The sequence below is a fragment of the Arthrobacter sp. BL-252-APC-1A genome, assembly GCF_009696625.1.
Lineage (GTDB): Bacteria > Actinomycetota > Actinomycetes > Actinomycetales > Micrococcaceae > Arthrobacter_B.
This window is the reverse complement of sequence record NZ_VULS01000001.1, coordinates 17,309-34,041: the sequence shown is the minus strand read 5'-3', so window position 1 is coordinate 34,041 and position 16,733 is coordinate 17,309. Positions and strand designations below refer to the sequence as shown.

The 16,733-nt window shown below is 65.4% G+C and carries 11 protein-coding genes; 6 read left to right on the top strand and 5 right to left on the bottom strand.

What is annotated here, in order from left to right:
• Nucleotides 1-115 precede the first annotated feature (115 nt).
• Both FYJ28_RS00150 and pknB read left to right on the top strand, forming a co-directional pair.
• Nucleotides 116-1,474: a lytic transglycosylase domain-containing protein gene (locus FYJ28_RS00150; RefSeq protein WP_154577889.1), complete on the top strand. Its 1,359-nt coding sequence runs from the start codon at nt 116-118 to the stop codon at nt 1,472-1,474.
• Nucleotides 1,475-1,566: 92 nt separating this feature from the next.
• The gene (gene pknB / locus FYJ28_RS00145) at nt 1,567-3,654 is read left to right on the top strand and encodes a Stk1 family PASTA domain-containing Ser/Thr kinase (protein ID WP_326831396.1); all 2,088 of its coding nucleotides are present in this window, start codon (nt 1,567-1,569) and stop codon (nt 3,652-3,654) included.
• A gap of 79 nt (nt 3,655-3,733) precedes the next feature.
• Here pknB and FYJ28_RS00140 read toward each other — a convergent pair whose 3' ends face one another.
• Nucleotides 3,734-5,122, bottom strand: a complete 1,389-nt coding sequence (locus FYJ28_RS00140) for a class II 3-deoxy-7-phosphoheptulonate synthase (protein ID WP_055241816.1) — start codon at nt 5,120-5,122, stop codon at nt 3,734-3,736.
• 67 nt (nt 5,123-5,189) lie between these two features.
• Complete coding sequence (locus FYJ28_RS00135) at nt 5,190-6,113, bottom strand: lysophospholipid acyltransferase family protein (protein WP_326831395.1); 924 nt, start codon at nt 6,111-6,113, stop codon at nt 5,190-5,192.
• Between the two features lie 167 nt (nt 6,114-6,280).
• Here FYJ28_RS00135 and FYJ28_RS00130 point away from each other — a divergent pair, with 167 nt between their 5' ends.
• Nucleotides 6,281-7,045, top strand: a complete 765-nt coding sequence (locus FYJ28_RS00130) for an alpha/beta hydrolase (protein WP_055241820.1) — start codon at nt 6,281-6,283, stop codon at nt 7,043-7,045.
• Entirely contained in the window at nt 7,042-7,581 is a 540-nt protein-coding gene (locus FYJ28_RS00125) for a hypothetical protein (protein ID WP_055241822.1), read from the top strand. The genes FYJ28_RS00130 and FYJ28_RS00125 overlap by 4 nt, the downstream gene beginning before the upstream one ends.
• Before the next feature lie 13 nt (nt 7,582-7,594).
• On the opposite strand, the gene FYJ28_RS00120 is transcribed toward FYJ28_RS00125, so the two are convergent.
• A complete protein-coding gene (locus FYJ28_RS00120; RefSeq protein WP_154577887.1) occupies nt 7,595-8,665 on the bottom strand; it encodes an ROK family glucokinase in 1,071 nt (356 codons plus the stop codon).
• A gap of 140 nt (nt 8,666-8,805) precedes the next feature.
• Between FYJ28_RS00120 and FYJ28_RS00115 the strand changes: the two genes are divergently transcribed.
• On the top strand, nt 8,806-10,614 hold the full coding sequence (locus FYJ28_RS00115) for an AMP-dependent synthetase/ligase (protein WP_326831394.1): 1,809 nt from the start codon (nt 8,806-8,808) through the stop codon (nt 10,612-10,614).
• Nucleotides 10,615-10,698: 84 nt separating this feature from the next.
• On the opposite strand, the gene FYJ28_RS00110 is transcribed toward FYJ28_RS00115, so the two are convergent.
• Both FYJ28_RS00110 and FYJ28_RS00105 read right to left on the bottom strand, forming a co-directional pair.
• Nucleotides 10,699-12,126 (bottom strand): mycothione reductase, encoded by a 1,428-nt coding sequence (locus tag FYJ28_RS00110; protein ID WP_326831393.1) that lies wholly within the window; start codon nt 12,124-12,126, stop codon nt 10,699-10,701.
• A 40-nt stretch (nt 12,127-12,166) separates the two neighbouring features.
• A complete protein-coding gene (locus tag FYJ28_RS00105; RefSeq protein WP_154577886.1) occupies nt 12,167-15,568 on the bottom strand; it encodes a pyruvate carboxylase in 3,402 nt (1,133 codons plus the stop codon).
• A gap of 246 nt (nt 15,569-15,814) precedes the next feature.
• Between FYJ28_RS00105 and FYJ28_RS00100 the strand changes: the two genes are divergently transcribed.
• A complete protein-coding gene (locus FYJ28_RS00100) occupies nt 15,815-16,657 on the top strand; it encodes a ParA family protein (protein ID WP_326831392.1) in 843 nt (280 codons plus the stop codon).
• Nucleotides 16,658-16,733 lie beyond the last annotated feature (76 nt).

The window sequence follows — 16,733 nt, the reverse complement described above, 5'->3', positions numbered from 1 at the left end:
GTAAATTCGCATAAGTCACAGTAATCACATCTGTAACACTTGTATCACTACTTGTTTTTTGTCCCACGGACTGCGGTAAAGGCCGCGCCGCCAACAGATGAGGAAACGACCCGTTATGACAGTGCAGCCCACTGCAAAACCGCGCACCGCGGCCTTGCCCCGCAAACTGAGTGTCGCGGTAACAACTGCAGCGATACCGGCCGTCATGATGTCCTCACTTGCCCTGGCCGAACCTGCGCAGGCTGCTCCTGCCCCGTCTCCGTCAAAGGCACTGTTCCCGCAGCTGCCGCTTCAGGCAAAGAAGCAGCTCACCGGTGGACTCATTCCAGCCTCGCAGCTGGCAGCCCAGGTTCCTGCCACTGTGGCGGCCGAATCCGCTGCGCCGGCAACCCACCGGATCGTTCCCGGCGACACGGTGAGCTCCATCGCAGCGCGTTACGGCCTGGATCTGAACGAGGTGCTGCGGATCAACAACCTCACACCCACGTCCATCATTTTCGCCGGCAAGGAGCTGAAGCTCACAGGCACCCGGACCGCATCCGCACCCGCTGCTGAAGCACCGGCCAAGGGCACCTACACGGTGGAAGCCGGTGACACGCTGAGCGCCATCGCTGCCAAGCACGACGTGAGCCTGGCCTCCGTCCTGAAGGCAAACGGCCTGAGCATGACGTCCGTGATTCATCCCGGGCAGCAAATCGCCGTCGACGGCGCAGCCCCGTCCGCGCCCGCAGCCGCCCCAAGTGCCCCTGCCGCACCTGCACCTGCAACTGCGCCTGCCTCCGCGGGAACCTACACCGTGGTTCCCGGAGACACGCTCGGTGCTATTGCCGCGCGTCACGGCGTGAGCCTGCAAACCGTGCTGAAGGCTAACAACCTCAGCATGACTTCCATCATCCGCCCCGGCCAGAAGCTCTCCCTCAGCGGTTCATCCACCATCACCACCGCATCGTCCACACCCGCTGCTCCGGCCGCGGCTGAGGCTCCGACGGACCTCGTGCCCAGCACGTTCCTGCACTACACGTACCCGCAGCACGTGGTGGCCAACGCCAACCTCAACAAGCAGGCACTGAACGCAGTTGCTGTGCCTTCGCGGGCACAGATGCAGCAGATGGTCGCTGACACCGCTGTCTCCATGGGTGTGGATCCGGCTCTGGCACAGGCCTTCGCCCTGCAGGAGTCCGGTTTCGACCAGCGCGCCGTTTCCCCGGCAAACGCCATCGGCACCATGCAGGTCATCCCCTCCTCCGGCGAATGGGCTTCGGACCTGGTCGGCCGCCAGCTGAACCTGCTTGACCCGCAGGACAACGTGACGGCAGGTGTGGCGATTATCCGCGCGCTCGTCCGCACCAGCCCGAGCCTGGAAGTCGCTATCGCTTCCTACTACCAGGGCCAGTACTCAGTTACCACGCAGGGCATGTACCCGGACACGCAGGCATATGTTGCCTCTGTCCTGGCCCACCGCTCGGGCTTCTAAAGCGGTCCCAGGCAAACCGGGCAGGCGGTGGATCGGGTGTCGATCCGCCGCCTGCCCGTTCTCGCTTATAGGATCAAAGGGTGCATGAGCCCGTGAGTGACCCACTTCTGGAAACCCTGGTAGACAACCGCTACCTGGTGCGTTCCCGCATCGCCCGCGGCGGAATGTCCACCGTCTACCTGGCCACGGACACCCGGCTGGACCGCGACGTCGCACTGAAGGTGCTGTATCCCCATCTGGCCGCTGACCGGGGATTCCTGGACCGGTTCGAGCGCGAGGCGAAGTCCGCGGCACGGCTGTCCCACCCGCACGTCGTCGGCGTCCTTGACCAGGGAGTGACCGAGTCCCTGTCCTACCTGGTGATGGAATACGTGCCCGGACGCACCCTGCGCGACGTCCTCAACGAGCGCCGTGTGCTGACGCCGCGCCTGGCGCTGGCCATGATGGACGCGGTGGTGGACGGCCTGGCCGCTGCCCACGAAGCCGGCCTGGTCCACCGGGACGTCAAACCCGAAAACGTACTGCTCGCCGGCAGCGGTGCCATCAAGATCGCGGACTTCGGCCTGGCACGTGCGGTCACCACCAGCACCAATACGGGCACGCTGGTCGGCACGGTCGCCTACCTTGCACCCGAACTCGTAACCGGCGCCGGGGCGGATGCGCGCAGCGACATCTACTCCGCCGGGATCATGCTCTACGAAATGCTGACCGGGTCCCAGCCTTTCACCGGTGAAGTACCCATCCAGGTTGCCTTCGCGCATGTGCATTCCTCCGTGCCCGCACCCTCCCAGGCCTGCCCCGGACTCGCCGAGGACCTGGATGAACTGGTCCTTTGGTGCACGTCGCAGGATCCCGAAGACCGTCCGGTGGACGGTCGGGCACTGCTGGGCGAACTGCGGCACATCCGAACCTCACTCACCGACGAGCAGCTGGATTTCCATGCTCCGGGGACCTTGGAAGCCCACCCTGAGGCACCCGGCCGCAACGAGAGGACCACCGTCATCGCGCCGGCGCCCTCGGGGGCTACCGAAGTGATCAGCCGCGGCGAGCCCAACGCCACCGAGGTCCTGCAGCGTACCGACAACGCCACCACTGTCCTGGGCCGAACCGGGACCGCTGCCGTTCCGGCTTACCAGCCCGAAGAGGACGGTTACGGCGCAGATGAGGACGATGGCTATTCGGAGCCTTCCGGCTGGGCAGGCAGGCGCCAGGCCCGGCGGAACTTCAAGGCAAGCCAGAAACAGGCGAACCGGGATGCCCAGCGGCCTGAAGTCTCCCTGCGCTCAGGCCGTCCCCGCAGGCGTGGCGTACTCCTGGCCCTCCTGCTTGCCCTGCTGGTAGCCGCAGCCGCGTTCACGGGGTGGTTCTTCGGGGCCGGCCCAGGAGCCCTTGTGACTATTCCCGAAGTGTCCAACAGTTCTGTCGAGGCTGCCGGCAGCCGGCTGGGCGAGGAGGGGCTCCGCTACACCACGAATGAGGTCTACGACGAGGTGGTTGCTGCAGGACTGGTTGTGGGAACCGATCCTGCCGCTGCACAGCAGGTCCGCCGGTTTCAGCCGGTGACCATGCTGGTCTCCCGCGGACCCGAACTCTTCACTGTGCCCAACGTGATCCAGCGTCCCCTGGAGTCAGCGGAAGAGAACCTCGTTGACGCAGGGCTGGCCCTGGGCACGGTGACCGAAGAATTCAGTGAATCGGTCCCCGCCGGACAGGTAATCTCGCAGGTGCCGGCCGCCGACGCCGATCTCCGCCGCGGGACGCCGGTGGATCTGACCGTTTCCAAGGGCCCCGCCCCGGTGGAGGTCCCGGATGTTACCGGCAAGAGCGAGCAGGAAGCGGTGCGGCTGATCGAAGACGCCGGGCTGGAGGCCACTGTCTCTCCCGAGCGCGTGAACAGTGCTGACATACCCAAGGGGTCCGTCGCATCCCAGAACCCGGCCTCCGGCCTGGTGGAACGCGGCGGAACAGTTACCCTCACGCTCTCTGACGGCCCGCGGATGGTCCAGGTGCCCAGCTACGTGGGCAAACAGGCAGACACTGCACGGCGTGAACTCGAGGCCCTGGGCTTCAAGGTGGAGGTCAACGAGATCCTGGGCGGGTTCTTCGGTACCGTCCGTGCCCAGGATCCCTCCGGCGGTTCCGTGCCGGAGGGCTCAGTCATCACTCTGACCGTCGTCTAGGACACCGCAGCACCCTGATGCGGTCAACCGGCCGGGGCTCCGCGCAAAGTACCTCAGCGAAGCCCCGGACCAATCGACGCTAGTTCTTTTCCGCCAGGGCCCCGGCTACAAGGAATGCCATCTCCAGGGACTGCATGTGGTTCAGGCGCGGATCGCATACCGATTCGTACCCGTCTGCGAAGGCTTCCTGGTCCACGGGGTCCGCTCCGCCCAGGCACTCTGAGACGTCGTCGCCGGTCATCTCAACATGCAGGCCGCCGGGGAACGTCCCCAGTTCGTTGTGCACTTCGAAGAATCCGCGGACTTCGTCCATGACGTCGTCGAAGTTACGGGTCTTGTAACCGTTCGGGGACGTAACAGTGTTGCCGTGCATGGGGTCGGTGACCCAGAGGACCTGGGCGCCGGAAGCGGTGACTTTCTCCACCAGCGCGGGAAGCTTCTCCCGGATGTTCTTCGCGCCCATGCGGGTGATGAACGTGAGGCGTCCTGGTTCGCGCTCCGGATCCAGCTTGTCGATCAGTGCCAGTGCGTCCTCGGCCGTGCTGTTCGGGCCGAGCTTCACGCCAATCGGGTTGCGTACCCGGGACAGGAAATCCACGTGCGCGGAATCGAGGTCCCTGGTGCGTTCACCGATCCAGAGGAAATGGGCCGAGGTGTCGTAGGGGTAGCCCGTCCGTGAGTCGATGCGGGTCAGGGCACGCTCGTAGTCCAGCAGGAGTGCTTCGTGGCTGGCAAAGAACTCGACGCGCTTGAGTGCCTCAAAGTCCGCCCCGCACACATCCATGAAGCGCACGGCGCGGTCGATGTCCCGGGCCAGGGACTCGTAGCGGGAGTGTGCCGGGTTTGCTGTGAAGCCGCGGTTCCAGTGGTGGACCAGCCGGAGGTCGGCAAACCCGCCCTGGGTAAAAGCGCGGATCAGGTTCAGGGTGGAAGCGGAGGTGTGGTAGGCCCGGACCATGCGGGCCGGGTCATGCCGCCGGGATTCAGGAGTGAATTCATATCCGTTGACCATGTCCCCGCGGTACGCCGGGAGCGTGACGCCGTCGCGGGTTTCCTCGTTGGAGGACCGCGGCTTGGCGAACTGGCCCGCCATCCGCCCCATCTTGATGACGGGCAGGGAAGCACCGTAGGTCAGCACCACTGACATCTGGAGGATGGTCCGGACCCGCGCACTGATCTTGTCGGCCGTAGCAGCCTCGAAGGTCTCGGCGCAGTCGCCGCCCTGCAGCAGGAAGGCCTTGCCCTGCGCTGCCTGGGCCAGACGGTCACGCAGGATGTCCACCTCACCGGCGAACACCAGCGGAGGCACCATGGAGAGTTCGGCGACTGCCGCGGCATACCCGGGATCCTCGTGCCAGGTGGGCTGCTGGGAAATCGGCAGCGACCGCCAGTTATCCAGTCCGGGATAGACGGCGGCTCCGGAGGACGGCGGGAAACTGGGATCGAGATCAGCAGGTTTTTGGCTCACTCCTTAACCCTACTTCGCGGCGGAGCAAGGCTGCGATCCGATGTGTCCTGTTACGCAGTATGCCGGGCTAGGCGCTGTGGGGGCTCTGGGCTGATCCGTCCGAAGAGTTCTCCCCTGGCTGGCGCGGGTCCTCTTCAGCTGCGGGGCCGGCCGGCTCGGCGGGAACCGGGCCGCCGATCAGGGTGACTTCCCCGGGTTCCTTGGCGGAAGGCCGGCGGACAGCCCCGGGGCCAACTCCCGGTTCGGGGGTTTCGGCGTGCGGCAGGCGAACGGCGGCGCTGCGGGATTCGGCCGATTTGGAAGCCTTTCGGGCAGCTGCCATCTTGTCCTTGACCGTGCTGGCATACACGTCGACGTACTCCTGCCCGGAGAGGCGCATGAGCTCGTACATGATTTCGTCCGTCACGGAGCGCTGGACGAAGCGGTCGTTTTCGAGGCCTGCGTAGCGGGAGAAATCGAGGGGTTCTCCGACGATGATCCCGATCCTGCGGATATTCGGGATCCTGCGTCCAATCGGCTGGACCTTGTCGGTGCCGATCATGGCCACGGGAATCACCGGGACCCCGGTCTGCAGTGCCATCTTTGCCACGCCCGTTTTGCCCCGGTACAGGCGTCCGTCCGGGCTGCGCGTGCCTTCGGGATAAATCCCCAGGAGGTTGCCGCCCTCAAGGACCTTTACCCCTGCACGCAGCGCTGCCTCGGAGGCCGCACCGCCAGAACGGTCGATGGGCAGCTGGTTCGTGAGCCGGAAGAAGGCCGCAGTCAGTTTGCCTTTGATGCCCCGTCCGGTGAAGTACTCGGACTTCGCCAGGAAGCTCACCGGGCGCGGAACGGCCAGCGGCAGGAAGATGGAGTCTGAGAAGGAGAGATGGTTGCTGACGAGGATCGCCGGCCCTGTGGCAGGAACGTTGTCCATGCCCTTGACCCATGGCCTGAACAGGAGGTTCACCACCGGTCCGATGAAAATCGTCTTCATCACCCAATAGAACACGCGGCCAGCTCTCCCGTCCGGACAAAACAATATGACGAACCCGTTTGGCTCCTCTTAGTACTACTGTAAGGGCCGCAGCGGCACCGTAGAATTTCAGCCGCGGCTGACACGGGCAACTTTGTTTCCGGCGGGGTGGAAAATCACTCGCCTAATGCAACCATAGAGACATGACTTCCCCCGGGGGCCCTGCGCCGTTTTCAAGCGCCGGCGAAGGCCCAAACGCATCGACCGGCGTCCTGCTCAGCCATGGGTTCACCGGATCCACCGTGAGCATGCTGGGCTGGGCCCGCTACCTGGCGGACGCCGGATATGCGGTGAGCCTGCCCCTGCTCCCGGGCCACGGAACCACGTGGAAGGAACTTGCACGCACCCCGTGGCAGCGCTGGTACGAGGGTTATGAAGACGCTTACAGGGAGCTTTCGGGGCGCACTGAACGAGTTGTGGCCGCCGGTCTTTCGATGGGCGGGGCCCTGGCCCTGCGCCTCGCTGCCCTGCAGCCGGTTGCCGGGGTAGCCGTTGTAAACCCCGGCCTGACTGTGGCTGACCCGAGGGCACGCTACGCCCACCTGCTCAAGTACGTGATGCCCTCTGTTCCCGCAATCGGCAACAGCATCCGGATGCCGGGCCAGGACGAAGGCGCGTATTCACGGACACCGGTGGGTGCAGTGGCGGAGCTGCTGAAGCTGTTCAGGAACACGGCCGAGCTCCTGCCCCGGGTGAACGCCCCGGTTATCGCTTTCCGTTCCGCCGTTGACCCGGTGGTGCCCGAATCCAGCATGGACGTGCTCCGGGAGCGGATCGGAACCTCCGAACTGGAAGTCATCCCCTTGGCCAACAGCTACCATGTGGCAACAATGGACCACGACGCACAGCTGATTTTTGACCGTTCCCACGAATTCATCCAGAGGGTGAGTGCAGGTGCCCCAGCATGAGTGACCGCGAACCGGAGCGCAACGAATCCACCGATGAAGCCACCTGGCTGGACCTGGTGGCGCGGCTGCAGGAGACCCCGGACACTGATCCCCGGCAGCATCCGCCGGCACCGGACCAGCCGGGGAAACAGGCAGAGGCTCCACGGACGGCGCCGGACACGGGCACGCCCCCTGCCGCCGAGCCGCGCACTCCCGCCGAACGCACCCGTGCCATCTTCGAGAACCAGCCCCTGCACCGCGGCCGCCAGCAGCCGGCATCCGGCCCACGGGACTACATACCCGAGGAAGACGAGACCGACGGAACGTTTATCCCGGAGGAACCGCCGCCGCTGGGCAGCGGTGAGCCGCTGGTGATCCTCGCCTGGCTGGGTGCCGCAGGCGGGCCGCTGCTGCTGCTGCTCTTCGCAATGTTCTGGCGCGGTGCGCCCATGCCGGTGGTCCTTGGCATCGTCGCCGTGTTCGTGACGTGCGCCGGCTACCTTTTATTCCGGCTTCCTCAGTCCAGGGATGCGGACGACGACGGAGCTGCGGTCTAGCCGCAGCGGGACCCTAGCGCCGGGCAGCGACCCGGGAAAGATCCGCGGCGCCGATCAACCCGGCTTCCGGTCCAAGCGCAGCTTTCTCAATCCGCGCCTCGGGACGGAAACCCCGTCCGGTGAGGTTTCGGGCGTACGCACGCCTTGCGGGTTCAAGCAGCAGCTCCCCGGCGTCGCTGAGGCCGCCGCCCACCACGAACATGCCCGGGTCGAGCGCCGCAGCAAGGTTCGCCAGGCCCAGCCCCAGCCATTCCCCTACTTCGCCTACCAGTTCGACGGCGGTGCGGTCCCCTTCGAGGGCGAGGCGGGTGACCACTGCACCGGTAATGTCCGGGATCCTGCCGTCCACGCTGCGCAGAAGTTCCTGTGCCACGGGAGAATTGGCGGCTGCGAGTTCACGTGCTTCACGTCCCAGCGCGTTACCCGAAGCGTATTGCTCCCAGCAGCCGCGGTTGCCGCATTCGCAGCGCTGTCCCTGCGGCATGATGATCTGGTGCCCAAACTCCCCGGCCACGCCGAAGCGGCCGCGCTCCAGCCGGCCGTCCATGATCATGGCGCCGCCTATTCCCGTTCCCAGGGTGATGCAGACGAGCCGGCTCTCTCCCCTGCCGGCGCCGAAGCGCCATTCCGCCCAGGCTGCGCCGTCGGCGTCGTTGGCCAGGTACACCCGGCGCCGCAGCAGCCGCTCAAGGTTCTCCTGGAGGGGTTCATTCCGCCAGGCGAGATGCGGGCTGAAGAGAACAGTGCTGCCGGTGAGGTCCATCCATCCCGCTGCGCCGATCCCTACGGACCACACGTGTTTATGCGCGGAGAGCTCACGGACCAGTTCCACGATGACCTTTTCAACCTCGCGGGGGTCCTGCCCGGGGGTAGACCGCCGGAGGACTTCCAGCACCCGGCCGCTGGCATCCACCAGCCCGGCCGCCACCTTGGTTCCGCCAATGTCAATCCCGATGGCCAGCCCCCGGCGCCGCATGGGAGAAGCCAGCCGTGCGCTTCGCCGCGGCCGAAGCGGGTCGGCCGGACGGCGCGGCCAGCGGGCAGCAGGAACGGGGGGAACAGGAGCTGGGTTCAGGGGAGGCATCAAAGACCCATTCTAGGCAAAGGGCAACCCCCGCACACGCAAGCGTTATGGATTCGAAAGTTACCGGCCAGTATAAAATGTGATCTAGGTTATAGGCTAAGGGGCAACCCGCCGTCCAAACAGATATCAAAGGAGCTATCGTGCGCGAATACAGCGTTCCAGTCCTAGTGGAATCCTCACCGGAGACGAACACTACGGACCTGCTTCTGGAACAGGCAGCCAAGCCGTCCAATCCGGCGCTTTTCGCCGTGCGTTCGACGGGTGAGAACTGGACCAACATCAGTGCCACGGAGTTCCTCGCCGATGTTTCCCGCATTGCCAAGGGCCTGATCGCCAGCGGAATCGGGCAGGGCGACCGCGTGGGAATCATGGCACGCACACGCTACGAGTGGACGCTGGTGGACTTTGCGATCTGGTTCGCAGGTGCAGTCTCCGTTCCCGTCTACGAAACCTCCTCCCCCGCACAGGTTGCCTGGATCCTTGGCGATTCCGAGGCAGCCGGCATAATCGTCGAGGCAGCCCGGCATGAGAACGTGGTCCGCCAGGCAGGAGCCGACGCAGATCTCTCCTCAGTGAAGAACGTCTGGCAGATGGACGGCGGCGGGCTGGACCAGCTGCGCGAAGCCGGTGCATCCGTCACGGACGAGGAGCTGGAGTCACGCCGGTCAGCTGCGACCCTGGCAGACACCGCCACCATCATCTACACCTCCGGCACAACGGGGAAGCCCAAGGGCTGCGAGCTCACCCACGGCAACTTCGTGAACCTTTCCCGCAACTCGACCGCTGCGCTGCCTGAAGTTGCCAAGGAGGGTGCCCAGACCATCATGTTCCTGCCCCTGGCACACGTCTTCGCGCGGTTCATCTCGGTGCTGGCTGTTGCGGCGGGTTCCACCGTGGCACACACCCCGGACGTCAAGAACCTGCTCCCTGACCTGCAGAGCTATAAGCCCACCTTCCTGCTGGTGGTCCCCCGAGTCTTCGAGAAGGTCTACAACTCCTCCATGCTGAAGGCCGAGGACGGCGGCAAGGGCAAGATCTTCCATGCCGGCGCCAAGACGGCCATCGAATGGTCCAAGGCCAATGAAGCGGGCAAGGTGCCGCTGGGCCTAAAGCTGCGCCATGCGCTGTTCGACAAGCTGCTCTACTCCAAGATCCGCACCGCCATGGGCGGCCGGGTACAGTACGCCATCTCCGGCGGAGCCCCGCTCGGGGACCGCCTGGGACATTTCTTCCATGGCATCGGCGTTATGGTCCTGGAAGGCTACGGCCTGACCGAAACCACGGCCCCCATCAGCGTGAACACTCCCCAGCTGATCAAGATCGGCACAGTCGGTGCACCGCTGCCGGGAAACGCCGTCAAGATCGCCGACGACGGAGAAATCCTCACCAAGGGCATCAGCGTCATGAAGGGCTACTTCAAGCGCCCCGACCTCACGGAGGACAATTTCGCCGACGGCTGGTTCCGCACCGGAGATATTGGCCAGCTTGATTCCGACGGCTTCCTGAAGATCACCGGCCGCAAGAAGGAAATCATCGTCACAGCCAGCGGCAAGAACGTCATCCCCGCCATGCTGGAAGATTCGATCCGGGCCGATGCGATTGTGTCCCAGTGCGTGGTGGTCGGCGACCAGCGCCCGTTCATCGCGGCACTGATCACCGTTGACGAGGAAGCACTGCCCGGCTGGCTGGAGCGGCACGGCATGCCGGCAACCACCACGGTTGCTGAAGCGGCCCAGTCCCAGCAGCTGCAGGACGAGCTCCAGACCCTCGTTGACCGTGCCAACAAGGCAGTGTCCCAGGCCGAGCAGATCAAGGTCTTCCGCGTAGTCACCACTGACTTCACCGAGTCCAGCGGCCACCTCACGCCGTCGCTGAAGATCAAGCGGGCCCAGGTGCTCAAGGACTTCTCCGACGTGGTCGAGGAGATCTATTCCGGCCAGCGCGTCTAGCCTGCGCGGCCGGCAACGGGCACACAAAAGAGGCGGGAGCCCCGGATTCGTTCCGGGGCTCCCGCCTCTTTTTGGCTTACAGCGTCAGGGACGGAGCTCCGTGTCCTGGGGATCGGTGCCCAGCGAGAGCAGCGCGTTCTCCACTACTTCTGTCAGGGCCGGGTGGATCCAGTACTGGCCCCGCGCCATCGTGGCGGCGTCCAGCCCGAAAGCCATGGCCTGGATGAGCGGCTGGATCAGCATGGACGCCTCGTGGCCCATGATGTGGGCGCCCAGCAGCTTGCCGGTGGTGCGGTCAGCCAGCAGCTTCACGAATCCGGTGCTGTCCTCCATGGCCCAGCCATACGCCGTCGAGCCGTATTCCTGCACCGCCATGACCAGGTCCAGCCCGTTGGCCAGGGCGTAGTCGCGTGCCTGGGCTTCGGTGAGGCCAACGGAGGCAATCTGGGGGTGGCTGAATACGGCGGCGGGAACAAAGCGGTGGGAGGACGCCTGCAGGGCCTCGGGGTGGACGAGGTTGTGGGCCACGGTCCGGGCCTCAAGGTTTGCCACGTGCTTGAGCTGGTCGGCACCGCTCACGTCTCCCAGTGCCCAGAGCCCGGGTACGGGTTTTCCGCCGCTAAGGACCCGCTGGTACTCGTCCACGGCGAGCCTGCCGTCCGGTTCAACGTCCAGGCCTGCCGCTGCAGGGTCCAGCCGGTCCGTGTTCGGAACCCTGCCGGTGGCCACCAGGACAAGGTCGACGTCGAGGTCCGTCCGGCCGTCCGGACCGTTCAGGACGGCGCGGACGGAACCGTCCGGGTTTTCCTTCAGGGACTCGGCCTGCGTGTGCAGGCGGACGTCCCACTGACCGGCAGCTGCTGCCGTGAAGCGTTCGGACACGGTTTCGTCCTGGGCGCGGAGCAGGGCGCCGGAGCGGACCGCCATGGTGACCCGGGACCCAAAAGCGGAGAAAACAAACCCGAATTCGGCTGCAATGTAGCCGCCGCCCAGGATCAGCACACGGTCCGGCAGGTCATCCACGCGCATGACGGTATCCGAGGTGTGGACCTGCGGCAGGTCCATGCCCGGGATATCCGGCAGCACCGGGCGGGAACCTGCCGCAACCACTATCTGGTCAGCGGTGATTTCCTGGCCGGAGGCTGTCTCCAGGCGGTGGGGCGAAGTGAAACGGACGTATTCGCTGTAGAGCGTGACGTTTTCGAGTTCCTCTGCACGGTAGCGCCGCCCACCTTCTGAGATGGCGTCGATGCGGCCAAAGATCCGGTCGCGGATTTCACGCCAGCGGACCTTCTCCACGCGCTGGTCCACTCCCAGCCGCCCGGCCTCCTGTGCGGAGGCGGCAAGCTGGGCCGGGTAAACGAACATCTTGGTGGGAATACACCCGACGTTCAGGCAGGTGCCCCCGAAGGTTCCGCCGTCGATGACGGCGACCTTCCGGTTGTCCCAATCCGGGGTGATGAGGGAATTGCCGGAGCCCGAGCCGATGATGGCGAGATCGTAATGAGTCACGCTTCCAGTCTATCGGCGCAGGCTCCGGCACCCGGCTGAATTATGCGCTGGGCTCTATGACCACCAGCAGGTCACCGCCGTCCACCTGCTGCACCCCGCTGACTGCGAGCCGCTTGACCTTGCCTGCAACGGGTGCGGTGATCGAGGCCTCCATCTTCATCGCCTCAATGGTGGCGACCGTTTCACCGGCTGCTACCTGGGCGCCTTCCTCGACCGTAAGGGTGACAGCTCCCGCGAACGGCGCGGCCACATGGCCCGGCTGGGCCGGATCTGCACGTTCGGCAACCTTCGCGTCCGTAGTGACACTGCGGTCCCGGACCATTACGGGACGCATCTGTCCGTTGAGGGTGGTCATCACCGTCCGCATGCCCTTTTCGTCGGGCTCGGAGACCGCCTCGAGCGTTGCGATGAGCCGGACGCCCTTTTCAAGTTCTACAACGTGTTCCACGCCGGGACGCAGGCCAAAGAGGTAGTCCCGGGTGTCCAGGACGGAGAGGTCGCCGTAAGCCTCCCGGGTGGTCGCGAATTCACGGGCCGGCCCGGCGAAGAGCAGCCGGTTCAGGGTCTCGCGCCGCGTGGTGGAGTCTCCGGCCAGTCCCTGCTCGTCGATGTCGGTCAGCTCCACGTGGCGTGCCTTGGGCTTGCGGCCCTGCAGCGCCTTGGTGCGGAACGGTTCCGGCCAGCCTCCGGGCGGGTCGCCAAGCTCGCCGCTGAGGAACCCGATCACTGAATCCGGGATGTCGTAGTTCTGCGGGTTCTCTTCAAAGTCCGACGGCGCCACGTTGCTGCCGACCAGCTGCAGCGCCAGGTCCCCGACCACTTTGGAGGACGGTGTGACCTTGACCAGGCGTCCCAGGATCCTGTCCGCGGCCGTGTACATGTCTTCAATGGCTTCGAAGCGTTCGCCAAGACCCAGGGCAATTGCCTGCTGGCGGAGGTTCGAGAGCTGGCCTCCGGGGATCTCATGCCGGTACACGCGTCCGGTGGGCCCGGCCAGCCCCGACTCGAAGGGGGCATAGACACGGCGGACGGCTTCCCAGTACGGTTCCAGCGAGCTGACGGCGGCCAGATCCAGGCCCGTGTCACGTTCGGTGTGTGCCAGTGCCGCTATGAGGGACGACGCCGAGGGCTGGCTGGTGGTGCCGGCCAGCGTCGCGCTGGCCACGTCCACGGCGTCGACCCCTGCTTCCGCGGCGGCGAGCAGCGTGGCAAGCTGGCCGCCGGCTGTGTCATGGGTGTGCAGGTGGACGGGCAGGTCGAAACGTTCCCTCAGTGCGGCAACCAGCTTGGCAGCAGCGGCCGGGCGGAGCAGTCCGGCCATGTCCTTGATAGCCAGGATGTGCGCCCCGGCATCGACAATTTTCTGTGCCAGGTCCAGGTAGTAATCCAGCGTGTACAGCTTCTCCTGCGGATCGAGCATGTCTGCCGTGTAGCACAGCGCGACTTCGGCGACGGCCGTACCGGTCCGCCGGACCGCTTCGATAGCAGGAGCCATCTGGCTGACGTCGTTCAGCGCGTCGAAGATCCGGAAGATGTCAACGCCCGACGCCGCTGCTTCCTCGACGAAGGCGTCCGTGACCTCGGTCGGGTACGGCGTGTAGCCCACCGTGTTGCGGCCGCGGAGCAGCATCTGGATGCAAATATTCGGCAGTGCCTGGCGCAGGGCGTCCAGCCGCTCCCATGGATCCTCCCCGAGGAAGCGGAGTGCGACGTCGTAGGTGGCGCCGCCCCAGGCTTCAACGGACAGCAGCTCCGGGGTGAGGGCCGCGACGGCGGGGGCAGCTCCCACGAGGTCGCGGGTGCGGACACGGGTGGCCAGCAGGGACTGGTGAGCGTCGCGGAACGTGGTGTCCGTGACGGCCAGTGCCTGCTGGGCGCGCAGTTCTGCGGCAAACTTCTCCGGACCGAGTTCCAGGAGGCGCTGGCGGGATCCGGGCTTGGGGTCGGGAAGCTCAGTTGGCAGCTTCTCGCGGGGATCGATCTGGGCGGGCAGCTCACCGTTCGGCTTGTGGACGGTGACGTCGGCGAGCCAGTTCAGCAGCTTGGTTCCCCGGTCAGCGGGCCCGCGGGCATTGAGCAGCTCCGGCCGCTCTTCGATAAAGGAGGTGGCGACGTCGCCGGCAACGAAATCCGGGTCCTCCAGGACGGCCTGCAGGAAGGAGATGTTGCTGGAGACTCCGCGGATGCGGAACTCGGCCAGTGCCCGGCGGGCGCGGGCAACGGCTGCCGGGTAGTTGCGGCCGCGGCACGTGAGCTTGACCAGCATGGAGTCAAAGTGCGGACTGATGTCCGCACCGGCGTACACGGTCCCGCCGTCCAGCCGGACCCCGGCTCCGCCGGCAGACCGGTAGGCGCTGATCTTGCCGACATCGGGCCGGAAGCCGTTGGCCGGGTCTTCGGTGGTGATGCGGCACTGCAGGGCCGCGCCGCGGATCTGCAGGTCTTCCTGCACCAGGCCCAGGTCCGCGAGGTTCTCCCCCGCAGCAATGCGCATCTGGGACTGGACCAGATCCACGTCCGTGATTTCTTCGGTGACGGTGTGCTCAACCTGGATGCGCGGGTTCATTTCGATGAACACGTGCTGTCCGGCCCGTTCACCCACGGTGTCCACCAGGAACTCAACGGTTCCGGCATTGACGTACTTCAGTGACTTGGCGAAGGTGACGGCATCCCGGTAGAGGGCCTGGCGGATGTTCTCATCCAGGTTCGGTGCCGGGGCTATTTCGATGACCTTCTGGTGCCTGCGCTGCAGGGAGCAGTCGCGCTCGAACAGGTGGATAACATTGCCCTCGTTGTCGGCCAGGATCTGCACCTCAATGTGCCGCGGCCGGAGCACGGCCTGCTCCAGGAACACCGTGGGGTCGCCGAAAGCGGAGTCAGCTTCGCGCATGGCGGCCTTCAGCGCTTCGGGCAGGTCGTGGGCTGTATCTACCCGGCGCATGCCGCGGCCGCCGCCGCCGGCGACGGCCTTGACGAAGATGGGGAACCCGATCTCCTCCGCTTCTGCCAGGAGGGTTTCGGGGTCGGCGCTGGGAGCGGTCGAGCGCAGCACGGGGATTCCGGCTTCCCTGGCCGCGTTCAGTGCGTGGACCTTGTGCCCGGCCAGCTCCAGGATGTCAGCGTCCGGTCCGATGAAGGTGATCCCGGCGGCCTTCGCTGCCCTGGCCAGCTGTGGGTTCTCGGAGAGGAATCCGTAGCCCGGGTAGATCGCGTCGCAGCCGGCTTCCCTGGCCACGCGGATAATTTCCTCCACATCCAGATAAGCCCTCACGGGGTGGCCTTCGCTGCCGATCAGGTAAGCCTCGTCCGCCTTCTGCCGGTGGATGGAGTTGCGGTCCTCATGCGGGAAGACGGCGACTGTCTTGGCGCCAAGTTCATAGGCCGCACGGAAGGCTCGGATGGCAATTTCGCCGCGGTTGGCTACCAGGATCTTCGAGAACATTGCACTCCTGCATCATTGCGTTGGTTGGAGTCGGGCCGTCGGGCATCACCGTTCAGTCTCTGCACGGGTCCGGCCTACGGTAACCGGGTATGACACATCACACACGAACATAGTTCAATGCAGGGCCAGGATGTGCAAACCCGCGCCTAACGGGCCTGTCGGGTAGCGTCACATAGAATGATTACGGTTCCCTGGCACGGACCCGGCGCCCGTGATCCCTCGACACGTTAGGTTTTGGTTCAACAAGTGCAAGTAGTGAGCATCAGCAGCCTGAAGGGCGGCGTCGGCAAGACCTCCGTGACGCTGGGCCTGGCATCAGCCGCTCTGGCTGCCGGCATCCCTACCCTGGTCGTGGACCTCGATCCTCATGCCGATGCGACCACCGGCCTGGCGGTCTCCCCCGGGAACAACCTGGGCATCGGCGAAATGCTGCGCAATGCCCGCAGGGCCGATTTGAAGGCCAACGTCATGCCCAGCGGCTGGGTGGAAACCGCCCGTAAGCAGCCCGGGAGTGACCCCAAGCGCCAGCCTGTGCTCGACGTCGCCATGGGATCTGCCTATTCGGGGATCTATGACCGGCCCGATCTCGGCAAACGGGACCTGAAGCGTCTGTCCACCCTCCTGGGCCGGGTAGAAGGCTACGGACTGGTCCTGATTGACTGCCCGCCTTCGCTGAACGGACTGACCCGCATGGCCTGGACCGCCAGTAACCGGGTGGTGCTCGTCGCGGAACCCGGGCTTTTCTCGGTAGCCGGCACCGAGCGCACCATGCGTGCACTGGACCTCTTCCGGCAGGAGTTCGCACCGAACCTGGCCCCCGCCGGCATCGTTGCCAACCGTGTGCGTCCCACATCGAACGAACACACGTTCCGCCTGGCCGAAATGAAACAGATGTTCGGTGAGCTGCTGATGGAGCCCAACATCGCCGAGCACGCCAACTGGCAGCAAATCCAGGGCGCTGCCCATTCCGTGCACCACTGGCCCGGTGATTCCGCGAAGCAGGCCGCAGCAACTTTCGATGCCCTGCTGAAGAACCTTGTACAGACCGGAAGCGTCCGCAACTGCGTGATGCGCCGCCCTGCAGGCTAAGAAGCCGCACAGCAAAAGGCCGCTCCCCTGAGGGAAGCGGCCTTTTGTTTTTGGTTTGGGGCTAAGTTCCGGCAGG

Bases quoted from the DNA above. Each gene is read 5' to 3' on its own strand.
- FYJ28_RS00105 (WP_154577886.1), bottom strand. From the start codon at position 15,568: ATGTTCTCGAAGATCCTGGTAGCCAACCGCGGCGAAATTGCCATCCGA.
- FYJ28_RS00125 (WP_055241822.1), top strand. From the start codon at position 7,042: ATGAGTGACCGCGAACCGGAGCGCAACGAATCCACCGATGAAGCCACC.
- FYJ28_RS00150 (WP_154577889.1), top strand. From the start codon at position 116: ATGACAGTGCAGCCCACTGCAAAACCGCGCACCGCGGCCTTGCCCCGC.
- FYJ28_RS00120 (WP_154577887.1), bottom strand. From the start codon at position 8,665: ATGCCTCCCCTGAACCCAGCTCCTGTTCCCCCCGTTCCTGCTGCCCGC.
- FYJ28_RS00130 (WP_055241820.1), top strand. From the start codon at position 6,281: ATGACTTCCCCCGGGGGCCCTGCGCCGTTTTCAAGCGCCGGCGAAGGC.